The organism is Mesorhizobium sp. U510, assembly GCF_059180695.1.
This window is the reverse complement of sequence record NZ_CP180532.1, coordinates 3,837,650-3,856,816: the sequence shown is the minus strand read 5'-3', so window position 1 is coordinate 3,856,816 and position 19,167 is coordinate 3,837,650. Positions and strand designations below refer to the sequence as shown.

The 19,167-nt window shown below is 64.1% G+C and carries 19 protein-coding genes and 1 riboswitch; of the genes, 8 read left to right on the top strand and 11 right to left on the bottom strand.

Annotation, left to right across the window (positions count from 1 at the left end; translation table 11 throughout):
* Nucleotides 1-64: 64 nt before the first annotated feature.
* From ACLGL5_RS20185 to ACLGL5_RS20160, 6 genes are read left to right on the top strand one after another with little or no spacing between them, the layout of a single operon-like run.
* Nucleotides 65-709, top strand: a complete 645-nt coding sequence (locus ACLGL5_RS20185; protein WP_245307123.1) for a CDP-alcohol phosphatidyltransferase family protein — start codon at nt 65-67, stop codon at nt 707-709.
* A 35-nt stretch (nt 710-744) separates the two neighbouring features.
* Complete coding sequence (locus tag ACLGL5_RS20180; protein WP_494372751.1) at nt 745-2,529, top strand: bifunctional alpha/beta hydrolase/class I SAM-dependent methyltransferase; 1,785 nt, start codon at nt 745-747, stop codon at nt 2,527-2,529.
* A 13-nt stretch (nt 2,530-2,542) separates the two neighbouring features.
* Complete coding sequence (locus ACLGL5_RS20175; RefSeq protein WP_083246706.1) at nt 2,543-3,883, top strand: phosphatase PAP2/dual specificity phosphatase family protein; 1,341 nt, start codon at nt 2,543-2,545, stop codon at nt 3,881-3,883.
* Entirely contained in the window at nt 3,880-4,323 is a 444-nt protein-coding gene (locus ACLGL5_RS20170) for a hypothetical protein (RefSeq protein ID WP_069091882.1), read from the top strand. The genes ACLGL5_RS20175 and ACLGL5_RS20170 overlap by 4 nt, the downstream gene beginning before the upstream one ends.
* Nucleotides 4,320-4,982: a lysophospholipid acyltransferase family protein gene (locus tag ACLGL5_RS20165; protein WP_019857454.1), complete on the top strand. Its 663-nt coding sequence runs from the start codon at nt 4,320-4,322 to the stop codon at nt 4,980-4,982. The genes ACLGL5_RS20170 and ACLGL5_RS20165 overlap by 4 nt, the downstream gene beginning before the upstream one ends.
* Nucleotides 4,982-5,917, top strand: coding sequence for a phosphatidate cytidylyltransferase (locus ACLGL5_RS20160; protein ID WP_019857453.1), 936 nt, complete (start codon nt 4,982-4,984; stop codon nt 5,915-5,917). The genes ACLGL5_RS20165 and ACLGL5_RS20160 overlap by 1 nt, the downstream gene beginning before the upstream one ends.
* Before the next feature lie 19 nt (nt 5,918-5,936).
* On the opposite strand, the gene ACLGL5_RS20155 is transcribed toward ACLGL5_RS20160, so the two are convergent.
* The 5 genes from ACLGL5_RS20155 to ACLGL5_RS20135 form a co-directional block, all read right to left on the bottom strand.
* The gene (locus ACLGL5_RS20155; RefSeq protein ID WP_069091881.1) at nt 5,937-6,986 is read right to left on the bottom strand and encodes a FecCD family ABC transporter permease; all 1,050 of its coding nucleotides are present in this window, start codon (nt 6,984-6,986) and stop codon (nt 5,937-5,939) included.
* Entirely contained in the window at nt 6,986-7,933 is a 948-nt protein-coding gene (locus ACLGL5_RS20150; RefSeq protein WP_069091880.1) for an ABC transporter substrate-binding protein, read from the bottom strand. The genes ACLGL5_RS20155 and ACLGL5_RS20150 overlap by 1 nt, the downstream gene beginning before the upstream one ends.
* Before the next feature lie 47 nt (nt 7,934-7,980).
* On the bottom strand, nt 7,981-8,769 hold the full coding sequence (locus ACLGL5_RS20145) for an ABC transporter ATP-binding protein (protein ID WP_069091879.1): 789 nt from the start codon (nt 8,767-8,769) through the stop codon (nt 7,981-7,983).
* A complete protein-coding gene (locus ACLGL5_RS20140; RefSeq protein WP_069091878.1) occupies nt 8,766-9,164 on the bottom strand; it encodes a DUF1636 family protein in 399 nt (132 codons plus the stop codon). Before ACLGL5_RS20140 ends, ACLGL5_RS20145 begins: the two co-directional genes overlap by 4 nt.
* A gap of 90 nt (nt 9,165-9,254) precedes the next feature.
* Nucleotides 9,255-9,460, bottom strand: a riboswitch (cobalamin riboswitch).
* 211 nt (nt 9,461-9,671) lie between these two features.
* Nucleotides 9,672-10,319, bottom strand: a complete 648-nt coding sequence (locus ACLGL5_RS20135) for a class I SAM-dependent methyltransferase (protein WP_069091877.1) — start codon at nt 10,317-10,319, stop codon at nt 9,672-9,674.
* Between the two features lie 287 nt (nt 10,320-10,606).
* On the opposite strand from ACLGL5_RS20135, the gene ACLGL5_RS20130 reads away from it, so the two are divergent.
* Nucleotides 10,607-11,566: a DMT family transporter gene (locus ACLGL5_RS20130; protein WP_069091876.1), complete on the top strand. Its 960-nt coding sequence runs from the start codon at nt 10,607-10,609 to the stop codon at nt 11,564-11,566.
* Between the two features lie 188 nt (nt 11,567-11,754).
* On the opposite strand, the gene ACLGL5_RS20125 is transcribed toward ACLGL5_RS20130, so the two are convergent.
* From ACLGL5_RS20125 to ACLGL5_RS20110, 4 genes are all read right to left on the bottom strand, one after another.
* Entirely contained in the window at nt 11,755-12,744 is a 990-nt protein-coding gene (locus tag ACLGL5_RS20125) for a substrate-binding domain-containing protein (RefSeq protein ID WP_027046704.1), read from the bottom strand.
* A 69-nt stretch (nt 12,745-12,813) separates the two neighbouring features.
* Nucleotides 12,814-13,869, bottom strand: coding sequence for an ABC transporter permease (locus tag ACLGL5_RS20120; protein ID WP_019857445.1), 1,056 nt, complete (start codon nt 13,867-13,869; stop codon nt 12,814-12,816).
* The gene (locus ACLGL5_RS20115) at nt 13,869-15,386 is read right to left on the bottom strand and encodes a sugar ABC transporter ATP-binding protein (protein ID WP_064984857.1); all 1,518 of its coding nucleotides are present in this window, start codon (nt 15,384-15,386) and stop codon (nt 13,869-13,871) included. Before ACLGL5_RS20115 ends, ACLGL5_RS20120 begins: the two co-directional genes overlap by 1 nt.
* Nucleotides 15,383-16,411: a LacI family DNA-binding transcriptional regulator gene (locus ACLGL5_RS20110; RefSeq protein WP_038646046.1), complete on the bottom strand. Its 1,029-nt coding sequence runs from the start codon at nt 16,409-16,411 to the stop codon at nt 15,383-15,385. The genes ACLGL5_RS20115 and ACLGL5_RS20110 overlap by 4 nt, the downstream gene beginning before the upstream one ends.
* A gap of 217 nt (nt 16,412-16,628) precedes the next feature.
* Here ACLGL5_RS20110 and ACLGL5_RS20105 point away from each other — a divergent pair, with 217 nt between their 5' ends.
* On the top strand, nt 16,629-17,462 hold the full coding sequence (locus ACLGL5_RS20105; protein WP_069091875.1) for an AraC family transcriptional regulator: 834 nt from the start codon (nt 16,629-16,631) through the stop codon (nt 17,460-17,462).
* Between the two features lie 153 nt (nt 17,463-17,615).
* Here ACLGL5_RS20105 and ACLGL5_RS20100 read toward each other — a convergent pair whose 3' ends face one another.
* Both ACLGL5_RS20100 and ACLGL5_RS20095 read right to left on the bottom strand, forming a co-directional pair.
* Entirely contained in the window at nt 17,616-17,930 is a 315-nt protein-coding gene (locus ACLGL5_RS20100; protein ID WP_069091874.1) for an antibiotic biosynthesis monooxygenase family protein, read from the bottom strand.
* Nucleotides 17,931-18,175: 245 nt separating this feature from the next.
* Nucleotides 18,176-19,126, bottom strand: a complete 951-nt coding sequence (locus ACLGL5_RS20095; RefSeq protein WP_027046703.1) for a bifunctional helix-turn-helix transcriptional regulator/GNAT family N-acetyltransferase — start codon at nt 19,124-19,126, stop codon at nt 18,176-18,178.
* Between the last annotated feature and the right edge of the window lie 41 nt (nt 19,127-19,167).

Genomic DNA, 19,167 nt, shown 5'->3' with positions numbered 1-19,167 from the left:
GGCAGCCGGGCAGTGAGAGTCGCCGTTTTGGGCGCTGCAGCCGCTGGTCGCGTATGACATATTCATGTACAGCGCAGGTCAGGATCGGGGGATCGACGCCATGCCGACGCTTTACGCGCTCAAGCCGGCTTTCCAAGGAAGACTGCGGCCGCTGGTCAACCAGCTGGCGGCGAACGGCGTCACCGCAAACAGCATCACCATCCTGGCGGCCCTGATGTCGATCGTGGCTGGAGCGGCCATCGCGATCCTGCACGAATGGCGCTGGCTGCTGCTACTCATTCCCGTGGTGCTGTTCGTGCGCATGGCGCTCAATGCGGTGGATGGCATGCTGGCACGCGAACATGGCCAGGCTTCGACGCTCGGCATGTATCTGAACGAGATTTGCGATGTCGTTTCGGACCTGGCACTCACCCTGCCTTTCGCGGTCTTTCCGCTGTTCAGCGCATGGGGCGTCATCGCCTTCGCCATCGCCGCGGTGCTGGCCGAGTTCGCCGGCGTGCTCGGCATCGCCGCCGGGATCGGGCGCAACTATGCCGGTCCGTTCGGCAAGAGCGACAGGGCGCTGGCGCTGGGCGTGGTGGCGGTCCTGTGCGCTGCCGGGCTGTGGCCGGTATCCATCGCACCTTTTGTGTTTCCGGCCATGGCAACGCTTTCGCTGCTGACCGCCATAAACCGGATACGCGCCGGTCTTATTGGCAGCGCCAGCTGAGCACCGGGCTCGCCATGCCGCCAGAGGGGAAGACGATGATGCACGGACCAATTGCAGCGGTTGCGGAAAGCCCTGGGCGGCAGGCACAAGAACGTGTCTTCCACAGCCATGACGGAACGGAAATCTTTTACCGGTTCTGGCCGGCGGCCTCCGCTGATGCCGAGGGCGCTGTGGTGCTCTTCCATCGCGGCCATGAGCATGGCGGCCGCATGGCCCATCTCGTCGACGAACTGCAGATGCCGGATCATGCCTTCTATGCCTGGGATGCCCGCGGCAATGGCCGTTCGTCCGGTGAACGCGGCTATGCCCCGTCCTTCTCGGCGCTGGTGCGCGACATCGACTGCTTCATGCGCGAGATCGCCGCCAAGGATGGCTTCGCAACGCAGGACATCGCGCTGATCGCGCAGTCCTTCGGCGCCGTGCTTGCCGCCGCCTGGGTGCACGACTATGCGCCGAAACTGCGCGCCATGGTGCTGGCCTCGCCGGCCTTTTCGGTCAAGCTCTACGTGCCCTTCGCCAAGGAGGGCATCGCGCTCTGGCAGAAGCTCAAGGGCCGTTTTTTCGTCAACTCCTACGTCAAGGCGAAATTCCTGACCCACGATCCCGTGCGCATCGCTACCTTCGAGAGCGACCCGCTGATCACGCGGCCGATCGCCTCCAACATCCTGGTCGAACTCTACCAGCACGCCGCTCGCATCGTTTCGGACGCCCGCGCCATGACCGTGCCGACGCAACTTCTGCTTTCGGGAAGCGACTGGGTGGTGCGCCACGCCCCGCAGCACGAATTCTTCGTCAATCTCGGCAGCCGGACCAAGGAACGCCACGTGTTGCCGGGCTTCTTCCACGACACGCTGGGCGAGCGCGACCGGGCACAGGCCCTCGACCTGATCCGGCCGTTCCTGACCAGGCAGTTCACGACGCCGGACGCGCCCGTTGACCTCAAGCAGGCGGATATTGCCGGATACACGCGCGACGAGGCCGAACGGCTTGCCTCGCCACTGGATCTGTTGTCGCCCAGGGGCCTTTATTGGGCATTCAGCCGCGCCTCCATCCGCATGGGCGCCTGGGTTTCGTCGGGCATGAAGGCCGGTGTCACCACCGGCTTCGATTCCGGCTCGACGCTGGACTATGTCTATGAAAACGAGGCACGAGGGCTGACGCCGCTTGGCCGCTTCGTGGACCGCATCTTCCTGGAGGCCATAGGCTGGCGCGGCATCCGCCAGCGCAAGCTGCATCTGGAAGAACTGATCGGCACCGCGCTATCGACACTCAAGGCCGCCGGCCGCGCCGCCCACATTCTCGACATCGCCGCCGGCCACGGCCGCTATGTTCTCGATGCGATCGTCAAGAGCCCCGATCAGCCGGCAAGCGTGCGCCTGCAGGATTATTCCGACCTCAATGTCGGGCTTGGCCGCAAGCTGATCGCCGAGCGGCAATTGCCGGCCAGCGTCTCGTTCCGGCGCGCCGACGCTTTCGATGCCGACATGCTCGCCGCTATCGATCCGGCGCCGGACCTCGCCATCGTTTCCGGCCTCTACGAACTGTTCTCGGACAATGCGATGATCGCCCGCTCGCTTAGCGGACTGGCCCGCGCCATGCAGCCGGGCAGTCTGCTCATCTACACCAACCAGCCCTGGCATCCGCAGCTCGAGATGATCGCGCGCAGCCTGACGTCCCATCGCGGCGGCCAGGCATGGGTCATGCGCCGGCGCACGCAAGGTGAGATGGACCAGCTCGTCGAAGCCGCCGGTTTCGAGAAGCTCGATCAACGCATCGACCAATGGGGAATCTTCACCGTCTCGGTCGCACGGCGCCTGTAGGACCCGCCGAGGCATGCCGACTGACCCTGAAGCTTCGCAATCCGCAGCCATCGTCGCCGCCGAACCCTATGGCCGTGTGATTGTCAGGGCTGCATTGTGGCTGGCGTTCCTGGCGCCGTTCTTCTACCTGACCTATGGCTTGGCCAACTGGCTGGCGTCGCGGCGCGACGACGTCGGCAGCATCGTGTTCTCCTGGGAACACAGCATCCCGTTCGTCGCCTGGACCATCGTGCCCTACTGGTCGATCAACCTGTTCTACGGCCTGTCGCTGCTCCTTAACGACAACCGGCAAGGGGTCGACCGCCTGGCCGGCCGCTATCTCACAGCGCAACTCGTCGCCGTCACCTGCTTCATCCTGTTCCCGCTGACCGCGACGTTCGTGCGGCCGGAAACGACCGGCCTGCCGGGCTTCATGTTTGCCGTGCTTGGCGGCTTCGACAAACCGTTCAACCAGGCGCCCTCGCTGCACATCGCCCTGCTGGTGATCATCTGGGACCATTGGCGCCACCGCCTCGGTCGCCTTCTCCTGCCGCTCTGGCACGGCTGGTGCTTCCTGATCGGCGCCTCGGTGCTGACGACCTGGCAGCATCATTTCATCGACATCCCCACCGGCGCGCTGCTCGGTTTTTTCGCGCTCTGGCTGTTTCCGCGCAACGGCGAATTGCCGTTTTCAGGTGCCCTGCCGACCAGCGATGCGAAAGCCCGCCGGCTGGCACTGTTCTATGCACTGGGCGCCGTCCTTGCGCTGGCCGCCGCCGCGTTCGGCGCGTTCTTTTCAGGCGTCGCGCTCTTCCTGCTTTGGCCAGCCTTGGCGCTGGCCATCGTCGCGCTTGCCTATGCCGGGGCCGGTTCGAAAGTGTTCCAGAAATCCGCGGATGGCAGCATCACGCTTGCATGCCGCCTCCTGCTCCTGCCGTACCGTCTTGGCGCCAGGACAAACATATGGGCCTGGACGCGCAATCTTGCTCCGCAGGTGGCGGTTGCCGACAGCGTCTTTCTCGGGCGTTTTCCCACTGCAAGCGAGGCCAGCGGCTTCGGCACGGTCATCGACCTCGCCGCCGAACTTGAAAGGCCGGCGGGAGCGACTTGCCGCTGGATCGCCTTTCCGATGGTCGACCTGTTGCCGCCGCCGTTGATGGTGCAGCAACAGGCAGCCGGCGCGCTGGAGAAAGCGCGCCGCGACGGCACGGTGCTTGTCTGCTGCGCGCTCGGTTTCCAGCGCAGCGCCGGCGTCGTCGCCGAATGGCTGGTGGTGACCGGCAGAGCCAGGACGCCGGCCCGGGCTCGCGAGATGCTAAGCGCCGCCGGCCGGCCTGTTCATCTTGTCGAGGCAACGGAGCGGGCGGCATCATGACCGGCAATGCCTATCAGCAAAGCATCGATCGCTTCGCCGGCATGCTGATGCGGCAGGCCGCGTGGCCGGCCGCAATCGTTCTGGCCGCAAACATGCTGGCGCCCTTGGCCGCCCGGGCGCGCGGCGCCTTCGAGACCTTGCCCGCCGCCGTGGCGCTGTCGCTCGCTGCCGTCAGCGCTGTTGCCGTGCTGGCGCTGTCGGCGCTGCTGGCATTCGACGCGCTGCTGTTCCGGCTGATGGCCAGCCATGCCGACATGTCTTCCGCCGGCGCCGCGGTGGACGACATGCTGGCGCGCATGCGCCTGAAGCTGCTGCCACCTTCCCCACGTTCGCTCGACGAACGCATGGCCGGCACGCGCCGGCTGCTGACCAGCCAACGCATAGCCCTTGGCCTGTTCGTCGCGATGCTTCTGGCGGCCGGATTTTGGGCGCCGCGATGAACAAGCTCTCGCTCACGACCTTCACCCTGCTGCAGACTGTGACCTCCGTCGGCCTCTCGGCGCTGGCCTGGGCGGTAACCGGCGTGCGTCCGATCTGGAATGGCAGTCTGCCGTCGGACAAGCAGCGCATCTATTTCGCCAATCACACGAGCCATGGCGACTTCATCCTTTTGTCGGCGTGCCTCAACGAAAAGGAGCGCGCGATCACCCATGCCGTGGCTGCCGGCGAATATTGGGGAAAATCGCGGCTGCGCCGCTTCATCGCAGAAGACATGCTGTCATCCGTGCTCATCAACCGGCAATGGACGAAGCCCGAAGAAAACCCGATCGAGATCATGCTGTCGGTTCTCGACCAGGGACACTCGCTGATCCTGTTTCCCGAAGGCACCCGCAACATGACGGATGAGCCGCTGCTGCCTTTCCGCTCCGGGCTCTACAATTTGTCGATGGCACGGCCTCAGGTCGAGCTGATCCCGTGCTGGATCGAGAACATGTCGCGCGTATTGCCCAAGGGCCAGTTCCTGCCGGTCCCGCTTTTGTGCCGCGTCGTCTTCGGCGCACCGGTGGCGGTGGCCCCCGGCGAAGAGCGGCGCGCCTTTCTCGACCGAGCCCACGCCACGCTTCTAGCGCTCAACCCGCGTCCCGAACGAGACGATTGATGCGCCACGACATCTCGATCCTGATCATCGGCCTGCTGGCGGTGCTGACCACCGCCAGCATTGTGGCCGCTATACTTTCGGCACGGGCGCCGAAACCACTCAGTTCGACTCTGGTCAATCTCACCCAACGCATCAATGCCTGGTGGGTGATGGTCGCGCTGATGACGGTCGCCTTCTTCTTCGGCCGGTACGGCCTGACCATCCTGTTCGCGCTGATTTCCTTCGCCTCGCTGCGCGAATTCGTGACGCTGACGCACACGAGCCGGAGCGACCATTGGGTGCTGCTCGGCATGTTCGGCATCATCATTCCGTTTCAGTACTGGCTGGTCTGGACCGCCTGGTACGGGCTGTTCGTCATCTTCATTCCGGTCTACTGCTTCCTGCTGATGCCGGCCATCACCGCGTTGCATGGCGACACCGAACGCTTTCTCGAGCGGATCGCCGCGCAGCAATGGGCGGTGATGATCTCCGTCTATTGCGTCAGCCATGTCCCAGCACTGCTGACGCTCGACGTGCCGGGCTTCGAAGGCCGCAATTTGCTGCTGATCGCCTTCCTGATCATCGTCGTGCAAGGCAGCGACGTGCTGCAATACATCTTCGGCAAGCTGTTCGGAAAACACCGGTTTTCGCCGACCGTATCGCCGTCGAAAACCTGGGAGGGCCTGATCGGCGGAGTGGTATCGGCGAGCCTGCTCGGAGCTCTGCTGTCGTTCGTGACGCCATTCACGCCCCTGCAGGCGGCGTGTGTCGCCTTCGTCGTCTGTTCGATGGGGTTTCTGGGTGGGCTGGTCGCCTCGGCCATCAAGCGCGACCAGGGTGTCAAGGATTGGGGCCATCTCATCGAAGGCCATGGCGGCATGATGGACCGTACCGACAGCCTGGTCTTCGCTGCCCCGATCTTCTTTCACATCGTGCGCTACTTCTGGACAGTCTGAGACGGCAAGCTCTGAGCCGTCAGAGCCGGTTTCGCACGACCAGCGTGACGACGAAGAAGGCGCCGAGCGAACTGGTGATGATGCCGATCGGCAGTTCCTGCGGCGGCAGCAGGGTTCGCGCCAGAAGATCGCTTGCCAGCAACAGCACCGCCCCGAACAGCGCACAGCTGGCGATCAGCCGCAGATGCAAGGGACCGGCCAGCGGCCGCGACAAATGCGGGATCATAAGCCCGACAAAGCCGATGACGCCGGCGACCGAGACGAGAATTGCCGTCGAAAAGGCGGCAACGAGAAACGTCGTCCTGCGCATCCGCGCCACCGGCACGCCAAGGCTTTCGGCGGCACTTTCACCCGCCAGGAAGGCGTCCGGCCTGCGATGGTTCCACAGCCCGTAGGCCGCGATCGTGCCGGCGCCCAATGCGCCCAGCCAGACATTGTCCCAGCGCGCCAGCCCGAGCCCACCCATCGTCCAGAACAGCACCGAATGGGCGGCGCGCTGGTCGCCGGCAAAAACCAGATAGTTGGTCAAGGCCGTGAACAGGAAGGAAACGGCAAGGCCGGCGAGGATCAGCCGTTCCGGCCCCTGCCCCCGCACCCGCGCGACCAGCAGCAGGACGATGCAGGCGGCCAGTATGCCGCCGGTGAAGGCCGCGACCGGCAAGGTCCAGATGCCAAAACTGTCACCAAAGACGGTGATGACGGAAACAGCACCGGCCGCCGCCCCCGACGACAGGCCGAACAGGAAGGGATCGGCAAGATCGTTGCGGGTCACCGTCTGCAGCAAGGCGCCTGTTATGCCGAGGCCGCTGCCGACACAGACCGCCAGGATCGTGCGCGGCAGCCTGAGATCGACGACGATCTTGCCGACCGGGCCCGACACCTGGTGCTCGTTCAATCCGACGGCATGGCCAAGCGAGGCGATGACGTCAGTCAGCGGGATCAGTGTCGAACCATAGGCGATTGACAGCAGCACGAGGGCGACGACCGCTACCGTGCCCGCCACTGTCGCCAGCGCGAACGCCTTGTGCCCTGAAAGCGCACCGGATTTATGCCCAGGGGCAAGAAGCATCAGAACGCTTCCGGATGCATCGCCTTGGCGATCTTGCCGATCGCCTCGATGTTTGCCGGGCCGGGCGTCAGTTCGGCATAGCGGAGCGCCACGAAGCGCTCGTTCTTGACCGCGTCCGTCTCCTTCATCGCCGGGTGCGCCTTGAGGAAGTCGAGCAGTTTCTTGTAGCCGCCGCCATCCTGGTAATCGAGCAGGATGAGGAATTGCGGATTGCGCGACGCCACGGTTTCCCAATCCGTGTTGCCCCAGCTGGTGTCCATGTCGGCCATGATGTTGTCGCCGCCCGCCGCTGTGATCATGGCGCTCGGAATGGCGAATTTTCCGGCGGTGAACGGCTTGTCCTCACCTGAATCATAAAGGAACACCCGCGTCCCCTTTGCGCCGCCGACCTTGGCAGTGATATCAGCGAGCTGCGCCTTCCAGCCGGCAACAAGTTTTTTGGCTTCGGTCTCCTTGCCGAAGATCTTGCCCAGCTTTTCGACATCGCCATAGAGCAGATCCATCGAGGCAGCCGGACGGTTCTTGTCGAGATGGACGCAGCTTTCGGTCAGCACCAGCGTCTTGATGCCGTGCGGGGCGAGCGTGTCTGGCGTCACGTCGCCGCCCGGCTTCATGCCATAGTACCAGCCGGCGAAGAAGAAATCGGGCTCGACGGCGACGAGGTTTTCCAGCGTCGGGTATTTGGGCGCCAGTTCGGGAATAGAACCCTGCTCGGCCTTGAATTCGGGGCCGACCTTGTACCATCCGGTGATGCCGGTCAGGCCGACGATCGACGGCTGCAGCTTCAGCGCGAAGGCCATCTCGGCCATGTTGAGATCATGGATGACGGCGCGTTTGGGCGGCGCGTCGAAGGTCAGCGGCTTGCCGCAGCTGTCGACGGTGACCGGGAAGGCGAACGCTGACGAAGCCAGCAGCGAGAAGACGAGCGACTGGGCGAGACGTTTCACGGATTTTGCTCCTCGGTTGAACAATGTCGGATCAGGGATGGGGTCGATCAGGATGGCGGCGCGGAGCGGTTCGGAACATCGAAGACCGTGAGTTCGCGGTCTTCGGTCGGATGGCGCAGGCGAAACACGTCGACGCCGAAAATCTCGCGGATCAGCTTTTGGGTCAGCGCCTCGCGCGGCGCGGCAAGCGCATGCAGCCGCGCTTCGTTCATCACTGCGACCCTGGTGGCGAAGGGTGCCACCAGTGCCAGATCGTGCAGCACCGCGATCACCGTCATGCCGAAGCCGGCAATGAGTTCGAGCAATTCGCCACGGGCGCGCGGATCGAGATGGTTCGTCGGCTCGTCGAGGAACAGCACCTTCGGTTGCTGCGCGATGGCGCGCGCCAGCTGGGCGCGCTGGCGTTCGCCGCCCGACAGCGAGCCGATCGTGCGGCCAAGCAGCGGCAACAGGCCGGTCCGGCGCAACGCGTCGACGACGATGTCGCGCTCCTCGCTCCTGCGCCTCAGTCCGGCATGCGGGACGCGGCCGAGCTCGACATAGTCGATCACCGCCAGCCGCGGGTCCGGCTGGTCGGTCTGGCCGACAACGGCGACGTGCAGGGCCCGCTCGGCGGTCGAGATCCTGTCCAGGCGGCGCCCGCCAAGCTTCACCTCGCCGGAACTTGGCCTGAGCATGCCCGACAGCATGCGCAGCAGCGTGGTCTTGCCGGCGCCATTGGGGCCGATGATGGCAAGGCGATCGCCTGTGGCCACCGACAGGCTGACGGCGCGGACCAGATCGCGGCCATTGGCCATCGCGCAGAGGTCGCGTGCATGGAGGAGCGGCGCTGTCATCGGCTGTTGACCGCAAACTTGGCCGGCCCGGGAATACGAGCCAGCGTCTTGCCCGCCAGCCGCGGCGGACGCTGTCCGGAATTGCACCAGCCGTCGGCGAGCGAGGCGTAAAGCCTGGCAAATCGCACGAGATCGCCGGCGTCGGCCTCGGCGTCGATGGAGCCGAAGAGATAGGAAGCCTTGCCTGGCGCCTGGAAGGCCACGGTCAGCGGCCGCGCACAGCCCGCCATGCATTCGACGCCTTCGATCGTGAAGCCATGCGCCACAGCGGGTTCTTGGCAGGCCGCGAGCCGGGAGCGCAGATCGGCACACAGGCTTTCGCCCGACCTGATGCCGGTCGGGACGTCACGGCAAAGCGTGCACACGATGATGCGGTGATCGATGGCGCCGGCCAACTTCCGTCACTTTCCAAAACTGGCGACGGAAGGATGCTGGCGAGCCGGCCGACTAGACCGACGTCCACGTCTCCTCCCGGCACACCCCGTCCGGTCAACTCAGTGATGGCAGGTCTCCTGGCTCGCGGGTCTCGGCGCAATCCTGCCTTCCCAGCCTTGCCGGCCAGTGGCATGTCGGATCTTGCTCACCGCTTACAGTTGCGGGGGCAGCCACGGTCTCGACCTCTGCGGGTCTCACCGTGTTCCCTTTTCACCCCTTGCCTTTCGGCGCGGGGACCATCACGCACCCACCGTAGATTTCCATCGATCGCATCGCAATGAGTTTTTTGCGATGCCGCCGCACTTCATTCGATATGTAATAACATTACCTTTGAGGCGATATTTCGCGACGATGTCAACCCCCTGTCGTTGCGCAATAAGTCTTCGGCGGTACCTCGGTTTTCAGCCGCGAGCGGTCACCAGGCAGGAGGCATGACACCTGGCCGCGGTCGCCGAGGGAAACCGGCGCTACAGCTTTCTAAAAAAGCCTGACAGAATATTTGGACCCGCTTCGCCTGGCCGCAGTCTGATCCCGTCTTCAAAGCAATTCAGCATCACGCATTCGAAGCCGTAATGCGCGAGGAGCGCCACCAGCGAGTCACGGTCGAAATGGTGCAGGTGCTCGTTGGGCAGACGCATGCGCCACGTCCGGAACCACGCATCGCCATCGGCGCCAAGTTCACGCCAGCGGCAGTAAGGGACGGCGATGGCCAGGTGGCGGGTCTGAAGGCGGGCGAGGAAACCCAGATCCGGAATGTGCTCGAGCACGTCGAACATGGCGACGAGATCCCACGAGCCGGCGAGCGCCTCGTCCCAATCGACAAAGCGGACGCCCTCGGGCAGCGGAAATTTGGTGATGTCGCAGCCGGCACAGTCGGCAACCCCGGTAATCTTGGCGGCCTCAATGAAGGTGCCGGTGCCATAGCCAATCTCCAACACGGACCGCGGTATCTCACCGGTGATCCCCAGCACCCAGCCAAGCCGCTGATAGCCGAGCTTGATGGTCCGGTCGCTCAGATCCTCGTAATAGGAAATGTATTGCTTGTCGTATGTGATCGGCGTGGCGTCGATCTGGTGGATCACGCCGAAGCGGTCGAGGTTGTAGTTGTCTAGCACTCGCGGCGCCCCCGGGATTTCGAATGCTTATATGGCGGAGTTGAACGCAAGGTAAGCGGTTGGGGCGGGATGCCAAATCCTGGCAGGAGCGCGACCAGAACTAAATGTCACATTTGGGTCGACTGCCAACCGCCACTGCCAGGCTATGCAACGCGAAAAGCTGACACGCGACCTCCCGATACCAAAGTAAAAGCGTACGCGACCTCACCCTTCAAAACGGATGCACGACCCAACGACGCAGGCTATGTTACCCCGTCGGCAGACGTCATCGAAGGGGAGGACATGACATGCAGGCAATGCCGATAGCGCATCAAGCCGCGCAACCCGCGGTCGGCCCCATATCCTCCTTGACCGGCTATCCGGCCGCCATCCTGTGCTGGCTGCTTTCGGCTGGTGTCTATATCGCGGCCAAATGGGTGGCGCCTGAAATGCCGCCCTGGGGCCTCTGCTTTTGGCGGCTGACGCTTGCCTGCGCCATCCTACTGCCGATTGTGCACCGTCATCACGACGCCATGATTGGGCTTTTGCGAACTCGCGCCTTGGAGGTCGTCGCCGTAGGGGCGATCGGCCTCACCCTATGCCAGGGTATGATCTACCATGGCCTCAACGACACCAACGCCACCACGGCCGGCATCATCATGGCGCTTTCGCCTGTCATGACGATGGTGCTCGCGCGTTTCGTGCTTGGCGAACCGCTCGGATTGTGGAAGTCGCTTGGCGCGCTGGTTGCGCTCGCCGGAATGATTTTCATCGTTGCCCACGGGAACCTGACGGCGCTGCTGCAACTCGAGTTCAACGCCGGCGAGTTGTGGATCGTCGGCAGCGCGTTCTGCTGGGGCCTGTACACCGTGCTTTTGCGCCGTGCCAAATTCGGCATCGAACTCCTGCCGATGGTCGTGCTGCTGCTCGGCGCCGGTGCGCTGGTCGCGTTGCCTTTCCATTTGTGGGAATTGGTCAACGACGAACGCTCCGTCATGAACGTCCACAGCATTCTCGCGCTCGCCTATCTGGCAGGACCCGGCGGCGCCTTGATGTACTATTTCTACAACAAAAGCGTGGAAACACTCGGCGCGAGTCGGGCGAGCATGCTGCTCTACCTGCAGACGGTGTTCGTCGCCATGCTTGCCTATCTGCTGCTCGGCGAGGACTTGCACGATTACGATCTGGTCGGTGCGGCCTTCATTGTCGCCGGCATCGTACTCGCCACCGTAGTCAAACCCAGGCCAGCTCAACCACGCGTGGCGTAGAAATCTTGCGAGTGGCGGCGAAGCCGTTAGCGCCTAGACGACCCATGTCGGCCTTTGATGGACGGCGATAGCCGTTCGAATGACCGAAATGCTGCATGAAGTTGCCATTCTTCGACAGTCCCTCCCAAAACGAACAAGGCCCCTTCCGGGGCCTTGCATATCAAGCTCAATGCCGGGCTCTCCGCCCCTCACTTCCCCATCAGTTGCTTGGCATTCTCCGCCGTGATCGCGGTCGTTTCCACCGTCACCGTTGGTTCCACCGAAGTCGCGCAGTCGAGCAGGATCTTCTTCGACATCTCGATCGCTTCCTTGGCGCCCGTCGGGTAGGTGAAGGTCGCCGCCCAGTCGCCTTTGGCGACGGCCTCGATGCCGCCGGCCGGTCCGGGCAGGCCGTCGGTGCCGATGATCTTGACGTCCTTGCCAGCTCCCTTGGCGGCAAGCAGCGCGCCGGCCGCCATCATGTCGTTGGAGGCATAGAGCACCTTGATGTCGGGATGCGCCTGCAGCATGGCGGCAAAGGCGGTCTGGGCTTTGTCCGGCACCCAGTCGGCGGCCTGCTCGGCGACGACCTGGATCTTGGCATTCTCCTTGACGCCGTCCTTGAAGCCGTTCAGCCGCTCAACCGCCGGCGTCGAGCTCGGCAAGCCTTCCAGCACCGCCGCCTCGCCGCCATCCGGCAGCAAGGTCTTGGCGGTGTATTTGCCGGCCTCGAGCGCGATCTTGTAATTGTCGCCGCCGATGAAGGCGGTGTAGTCCTTGCCGGGATCGCCGACCGTCTTGCGGTCGAGCTCGATGACCGGGATGCCGGCATCCATGGCGCGTTTCACCGCCGGCGTCAGCGGTGCCGCCTCGAAGGGCGAGATCAGCAGCAGATCGACCTTCTGGGTGATGAAATTGTCGACCTGCGAGGTCTGCGTGTTGACGTTGCCGGCGCCGTCGGCGATCTGCAGCGTGAAGCCCGGCACGGCCTTGGCCGCCGCGGTCAGCTCGTCATTGACGTGCTGACGATAGGGCTCGGCATTGTTGGCCTGCGAAAAGCCGATGATGAACTGGCCGTCCTTGGCGCAGGCCTTGACCATCGGGTCTGCAGCCTGGGCGGATCCCGCAATGCACAGGCCCGCGCCTGCCAGAAGCACGGCGTGAAGCGTGCGCCTCGTTCCTTGTCTTGTGGTCTTCATACTCACTCTCCTCCTCGTCGGGCCGGGGGCCAGACCTTGGTTGACTTCGACTTTGTTGCCGCCTTCCTCCTAACGACCCAAACCCTCGCGGCGGCGAACGAGGGATTGAAGCACTGCCGCCAGCACGATGATCGCGGCGGTCGCGAGTAACTGCATTGCCGGCGTGATGTTGTTGAGCTGCAGGATGTTGGCGAGCGCGCCCAGCATGATGGTGCCGGCCACGGTGCCGACCATCGAGCCGGCGCCGCCAAACAGGCTTGTGCCGCCGATGACCACGGCGGCGATGGCTGTCAGTTCGTAGCCCATGCCGTCATTGGCGCTGCCGAAATTGAACTGGCCGGCGTGCACGATGCCGGCCAGAGCCGAAGCAAAACCGGTGATGGCATAGACCGAGATCTTCACCATCGAAACGGGCACGCCGGAAATGCGCGCCGCGCGCTCGTTGCCGCCAACGGCAAAGACATAGCGGCCGAAGCGCGTCGTGTTGAGCACGATCGTTGCGATCGCGGCAAAGACGATGAAGACGATGGTGGCGACCGGCACGGTGTTGTTGAACAGCCGCTCTCCGAGGATCGCAAACACAGGCGGTGCCAGGCCCGGCCCGTCGCCATAGGAAATATTGATGTACTGGTTGCCCGAGACGACCAGCGCCAGGCCGCGCGCCGCCTGCAAGCCAGCAAGCGTGACGATGAACGGCTCCAGCCGAAAGCGGGTGGAGATAGTGCCCTGGATGGCGCCGAAGACGATGCCCATGACGAGCACGGCGAGGATGGTGGGAATGAGCCCGAATCCACCCGAGATCATCATCGACGCGGTGACGACGCTGGACAGGCCGAGCACCGCGCCAACCGACAGGTCGATGCCGGCGGTGATGATGACGAAGGTCATGCCAATGGCGATGATGCCGGTTTCCGACACGGCGCGCACGATGTTGGCGATGTTGTCGGGATCGAGGAACAGGATCTGGCCGTGCCGGCGCGGCGAGAAGATGATGCCGCCGATCGCCACCACCACCAGGCCGATCAGGCTCTGGAAGCGCACCACAAGGGCGAGCGGATCGCGATGCTTGGGCGCTGCCGCCGGCACAGCGGGGCTCGCTGTCACCGAAATCTTCTGTTCAGACATCAGGCCTCCCTGCCATTTGCCGCGTCAAGCACCGTGTGCTCGTCGACGCCGCCGATGAATTCCGCCACGTTGCGCCCTTGGCGCAGCACCACGATCCGGTCGCACAGGCCGATGAGCTCCGGCATCTCGCTGGACGCAACCAATATGCCGAGCCCCTGCGCCGCCAACTGCCTCAGCCGCGCGTAGATCTCGCCCTTGGCACCGACATCGACGCCGCGGGTCGGTTCGTCGAGCAGCAGCAGCCGGGGATTGCCGAGAATCTCCTTGGCCAGCACCACCTTCTGCTGGTTGCCGCCGGACAGCGCGCCGACGGCGATGTCGGGATTCTTCGGCCTGATATCGAACTGGCCGAAGGACTGCTTCACCGCATCCGCCTGGCGGCGCTGCGACATCAGGCCGAAGGGCGAGATGCGGCGGATCACCGACATGACCAGGTTGAGGCCCACCGCCATTCTGAGCATCAGCCCGCTGCCGCGCCGATCGTCGGTGACGAAGGCGATGCCGGCCGCGCGGGCCGCCCTGATCGAATCCAGCCTTACAGGCCGGCCATTTATAGCAACCTCGCCTTCCCAACGGCCGGACAGGCCGGTGCCATAGAGCGCGCTGAGCAGTTCGGTGCGCCCTGCCCCCATGATGCCGGCCAACCCGACGATCTCGCCCGCCTTGACGTCGAGCGAGACGCCGCTCGGCGGCTGCCAGCCGGCGCTTTCATGGGCGAGCCTGAAGCTGGCATCACGCAAGCTGAGCAGTGTCTTGCCGGCCTTCGTCGACCGTTCGGGATAAAGCTCATCCAGCGGCCGGCCGACCAGAAGCCGGACCAGTTCGGCCTGCGGCGCGTGCGGCTCGGTGACGCCCGCGACGCGACCGTCGCGCATGACCGTCACCCGGTCGGCGATCTGCGGTACCTCCTCGAGGCGATGCGAGATGTAGACGATGCCGACGCCGCTGGCGGCGAGCTTGCGCATGATGTCGAACAGCCTGTCGACCTCACCTACCGTGAGTGCGGCCGTCGGCTCGTCCATGATCAGCACGCGCGAGGCGTAGGACAGCGCCTTGACGATGGCCACGACCTGGCGCTGGCCGATCGACAGGTTCGCCACCATGCTGGCCGGATCGATGGCCAATTCGATGGCTTCGAGACGCTTGCGCGCCTCGCTGCGCATTGCCGGCACGTCGAGGAAACCACCGGGCCGCATCAACTCGCGGCCAAGGAAAAGGTTGGCGGCGACGTCGAGTGTCGGCACCAGGTCGAGTTCCTGGAAGATGGTGGCGATGCCGGCCGCCTGCGCCTCGCGCGGGTTGTTGAAGGCTACCTGCTTGCCGTCGATGTGGATGGTGCCCTCGTCCGGCGTGTAGACGCCCGACAACAGGTTCATCAGCGTCGATTTACCGGCGCCGTTTTCGCCAAGCAAGGCATGGATCTCGCCCGCCTTGAGGTCGAAGTCGACGCCGCGCAGCGCCTGGACGCCGCCGAAGCGCTTGACCGCACCGGTGACGGAAAGCAGCGGCGCACTCATGCTGACCTCATGGGGCTGACCTCATGGGGGGCCGGCCTCGCGCAGGACTCCCGCACCTGCAGCGCCGCCCGCAGCCGCACCGCCTGCGGCTCCAGGTCGGTCGATGCGATGCGAGCGCACAGCAGGGCGGCCGCCTGCCGTCCGATCTCGGTGCATGGTTGCGCGACCAGTGTCAGCCGCGGCTCGAAGCAATCGGCCCATTCGAAGTCGTCGAAGCCGGCGAGCGACAGGTCGCCGGGGATAGAGAGCCCCCTCTCGCGGATGGCGCGAACTGCCCCGATGGTCGTCATGTTGTTGCCCGTGACCAATGCGGTGGGCGGCGACGGCAGAGACAGGATCGCATGGGTCGCTGCGGTCGCGCTCGCCGTGTCGACATTCTCCGGCGAGACATAGTGCGGCAGGCATTCAAGTCCATTGGCGACCAGCGAGGCGCGAAAGGCCTCGACGCGTTCGCGGGTCGTCGCCAGACCCGGCTGGCCGGCGATGTAGCCGATGCGCTTGTGGCCGAAGGCGGCGACATGATCGATCAGCGCGCGCATCGATGACTGGTTCTCGACACCGATCTGGTCGAAACGCTCGTCGGCGAAACGATCGATGAGCACGCAGGGCAGCTTCTTCTCGGCCAGGTAATCGATGGCGCGCTGCGGCGCGCCCGACGGCGCCAGGATTACGCCGTCGACGCGACGCTGGTGGAAGGCGCGCACCACCGAAAGCTCGCGGTCGGGGTCCTCCTGAGTGTCGGAGAGGAAGACCATGAGGCCGAGGCGCGCGCATTCGGCCTCCACCGCACAGATGATATCGGTGAAATAAGGGTTGGAAATCGCCGAGATCGCCAGGCCGACGCTGTTGGTCGAGGCGACTTTCAGCGACCGTGCCAGCTCGTTGGGCTGGTAGCCCATCGCGGCGATTGCGTCGTTGATGAGCCGGGCCTTCTCCGGCGAGACGAAGCGGGTGCGGTTGATGACATGCGAGACGGTCGAAACCGATACGCCGGCGCGGCGCGCGACCTCAGCCATTGTCGGCATGGCAACTCAAATGGAGTGCTGGCAAGCGCTCCTCCCTGATGATGCGTTCCAGTCCGCTCTCATTGGCTTTGGCGGATTTCGATGGACCATAATGTCATCGAAACGTTTGCGCAATCGATTCGATGACTTTGTTCGACCAAATTCGCGCGCTGCGCAATTTCGATCAAATTGTCACGCAAGAAAGCGGCAAGATGGTCCGGCCAAATGCGAGAAGCCCATGAACCCGACCGAGAAAGCGCTGTGGTTTGTCGAAAGCCATCTGCCTGAGGCTGTAACACTCGACGACGTCGCCCAAGGCAGCGGCGTGTCGCGCTTTCATGTGACGCGCGCCTTTGGTGCCGCTACCGGCCGCTCCGTCATGGGCTATATGCGCGCGCGGCGCTTGAGCGAAGCGGCGCGCAGGCTGGCCGACGGGGCGCCCGACATTCTCTCGGTGGCGCTCGATGCCGGCTACAACTCGCATGAGGCCTTCACCCGCGCCTTCCGCGACCAGTTCGGCACAACGCCGGAGCTGGTGCGGGCGCAAGGCTCGACCAAGACCCTCGACCTCGTGGAGCCGATCCTGATGGACCAGTCCTTTCTTGCCAAGCTCGAGCCACCGCGCTTCGAGACCAGCCGGCCGTTCCTGATCGCGGGGCTGGGCGAACGCTACAGCTGCGAGACCAGCGCCGCCATCCCGATGCAGTGGCAACGCTTCGGCCCCTTTATCGGCAACATTCCGGGCGAGACCGGTGACGTCGCCTATGGCGTCTGCGTCAACGGCGACGATGCCGGCAATTTCGACTACATCGCCGGTGTCGAGGTCACAGACTTTTCCGACCTTCCCAGGGAATTCAGCCGCGTGCGCATACCGGCGCAGAAATATGCGGTGTTCTCGCATCGCGAGCACATTTCGACCATCCGCCGCACAGTCAACACGATCTGGAACAAATGGCTGCCGGCCTCCGGGCACGAGATAGCGGACGCGCCGGAATTCGAACGCTATGGCTCGGAGTTCGATCCGCGCAGCGGCAATGGCGGGTTGGAGATCTGGATACCGGTCAAGTCCTAGGGCGTTTCACCGTTTCACGGAAATGGCGAACCGCTCTAACTCTTGTTTTGGAGCAATTCCGGACGGAAAACCGCTGCACACTTTTCCTGGAATTGCTCTGGTATCGAGCAGATCTTACCTTGGCATGGGCCAAGGTACGATCCGCCGCTTCGCCTACTCCACGGCGAGAGCGACCTCGTAGAGGCCGGGATGAGCCTGACCCAAGGCCCGGTTGCGGTCGAGAAAACCGTTGCTACGCAGATGCTCGAAGACCCGCGGCATGGCCGCCTGATCCCGCGCCTGGGCGTAGTTGACGACCCGCGTGCCGTCGAGACTTCGGTGCAGGCTGGCGGACATCCAGCCAGGAATGCCTCGGCAACTCATTGCCGTCTCCCGCAGCAAGTCGATCAGCGCCTGCTGTCCGCCTTCAGGCACGGTGAAGACATTGATCTGGGTGATGACGCCGGTGTCGGCGCGAATGATGGGCATTTTGCTTCTCCTTCGTTGGCGCCTGGCAAACGAAGGAACGCCGATCAGCGAAGACCCCGAACGCCAAGCCCGGCGTAAAGCACGCGGTGGGCTTGCCGCGGGTTCCCATATTGGATGGGAACGGAGCTTCCAGCTTGTGGAAGGGAGCGGGCTTACCATATGCCGCTCCAGGGTCCTTTTCGACCCGCGTTTCATATCATCGACGCAAGGCGCCAACAACCGCGCGTCGTGCCGGACGGCGTTCGCTAGAGGTCGAGATCCCAGGTCTGACCGACCAGATCCTTGCCGAAGGAATGGTGGCGCTCTTCATCGATCAGTTTGAAGCCGGCGGCCTGGTAGATGCGGCGCGCCGAGCCCAGTATATCGTTGGTCCAAAGCGTCAGCGTCTTGTAACCCTTGGCCCGCGCGAAGGCGATGCACTCATCGACCAGACGCGCGCCGATGCCAAGGCCGCGTGCCGAAGGCTCGACATAAAGCAATCTGAGCTTCGCCACCTCGGGCGACTTGCGCACGACGAAGACCGAACCGACGACCTCGCCATCGCGCTCGGCGATCCAGCTGCGCTCCCATTTCGGGTCGAAGGATTTGACGAACGCCGCGAGGATTTCGGCGACCAGCGCCTCGTAGGTTTCATCCCAGCCATAATCCTGCGCGTAGAGCAGGCCTTGCCGGCGGGTGATCCAGCCGATGTCACCGATCTGCAGCGGCCGCAGCAGATAGGGGATTTTCGGCTCGGCGCTTTCGTCCAGCAGCGCCTGGACCGTCCGCATCGACTTCACCAGCCGGTCCTGCTCCGAAGCGGGCAGCCGATCGAGCAAGGCGGCCACCTGGTCATGCGAACCCTTGTTCAGCGGCGCGAAGGCATTCCTGCCCGCCGGCGTCAGCGCAATCGAGGATTGCCTGGCATCCGAAACCAGCGTCGACCTGGAGATGAGGTCATCGCGTTCGAACTTCTTCAGCAAACGGCTGACATAGCCGGCGTCGAGACCGAGATCGCGCCCCAGGTCGGTCGCGGTCAAACCGTCGCGATGCGCCAGCTCGTAAAGCACACGCGCCTCGGTCAGCGAGAAGGCGCTTTGCAGCAGCCCTTCGTCGAGCAGGCCGATCTGGCGGGTGTAGAAGCGGTTGAAAGCCCGCACCGCATCGATCAGGTGCTTGTTGGGCGCTTCGTTGTTGGGCTGATGGTGAATTGTCATGGTCATCTCCTGCCTTCACAGGATCAATCGTTTACTTGACG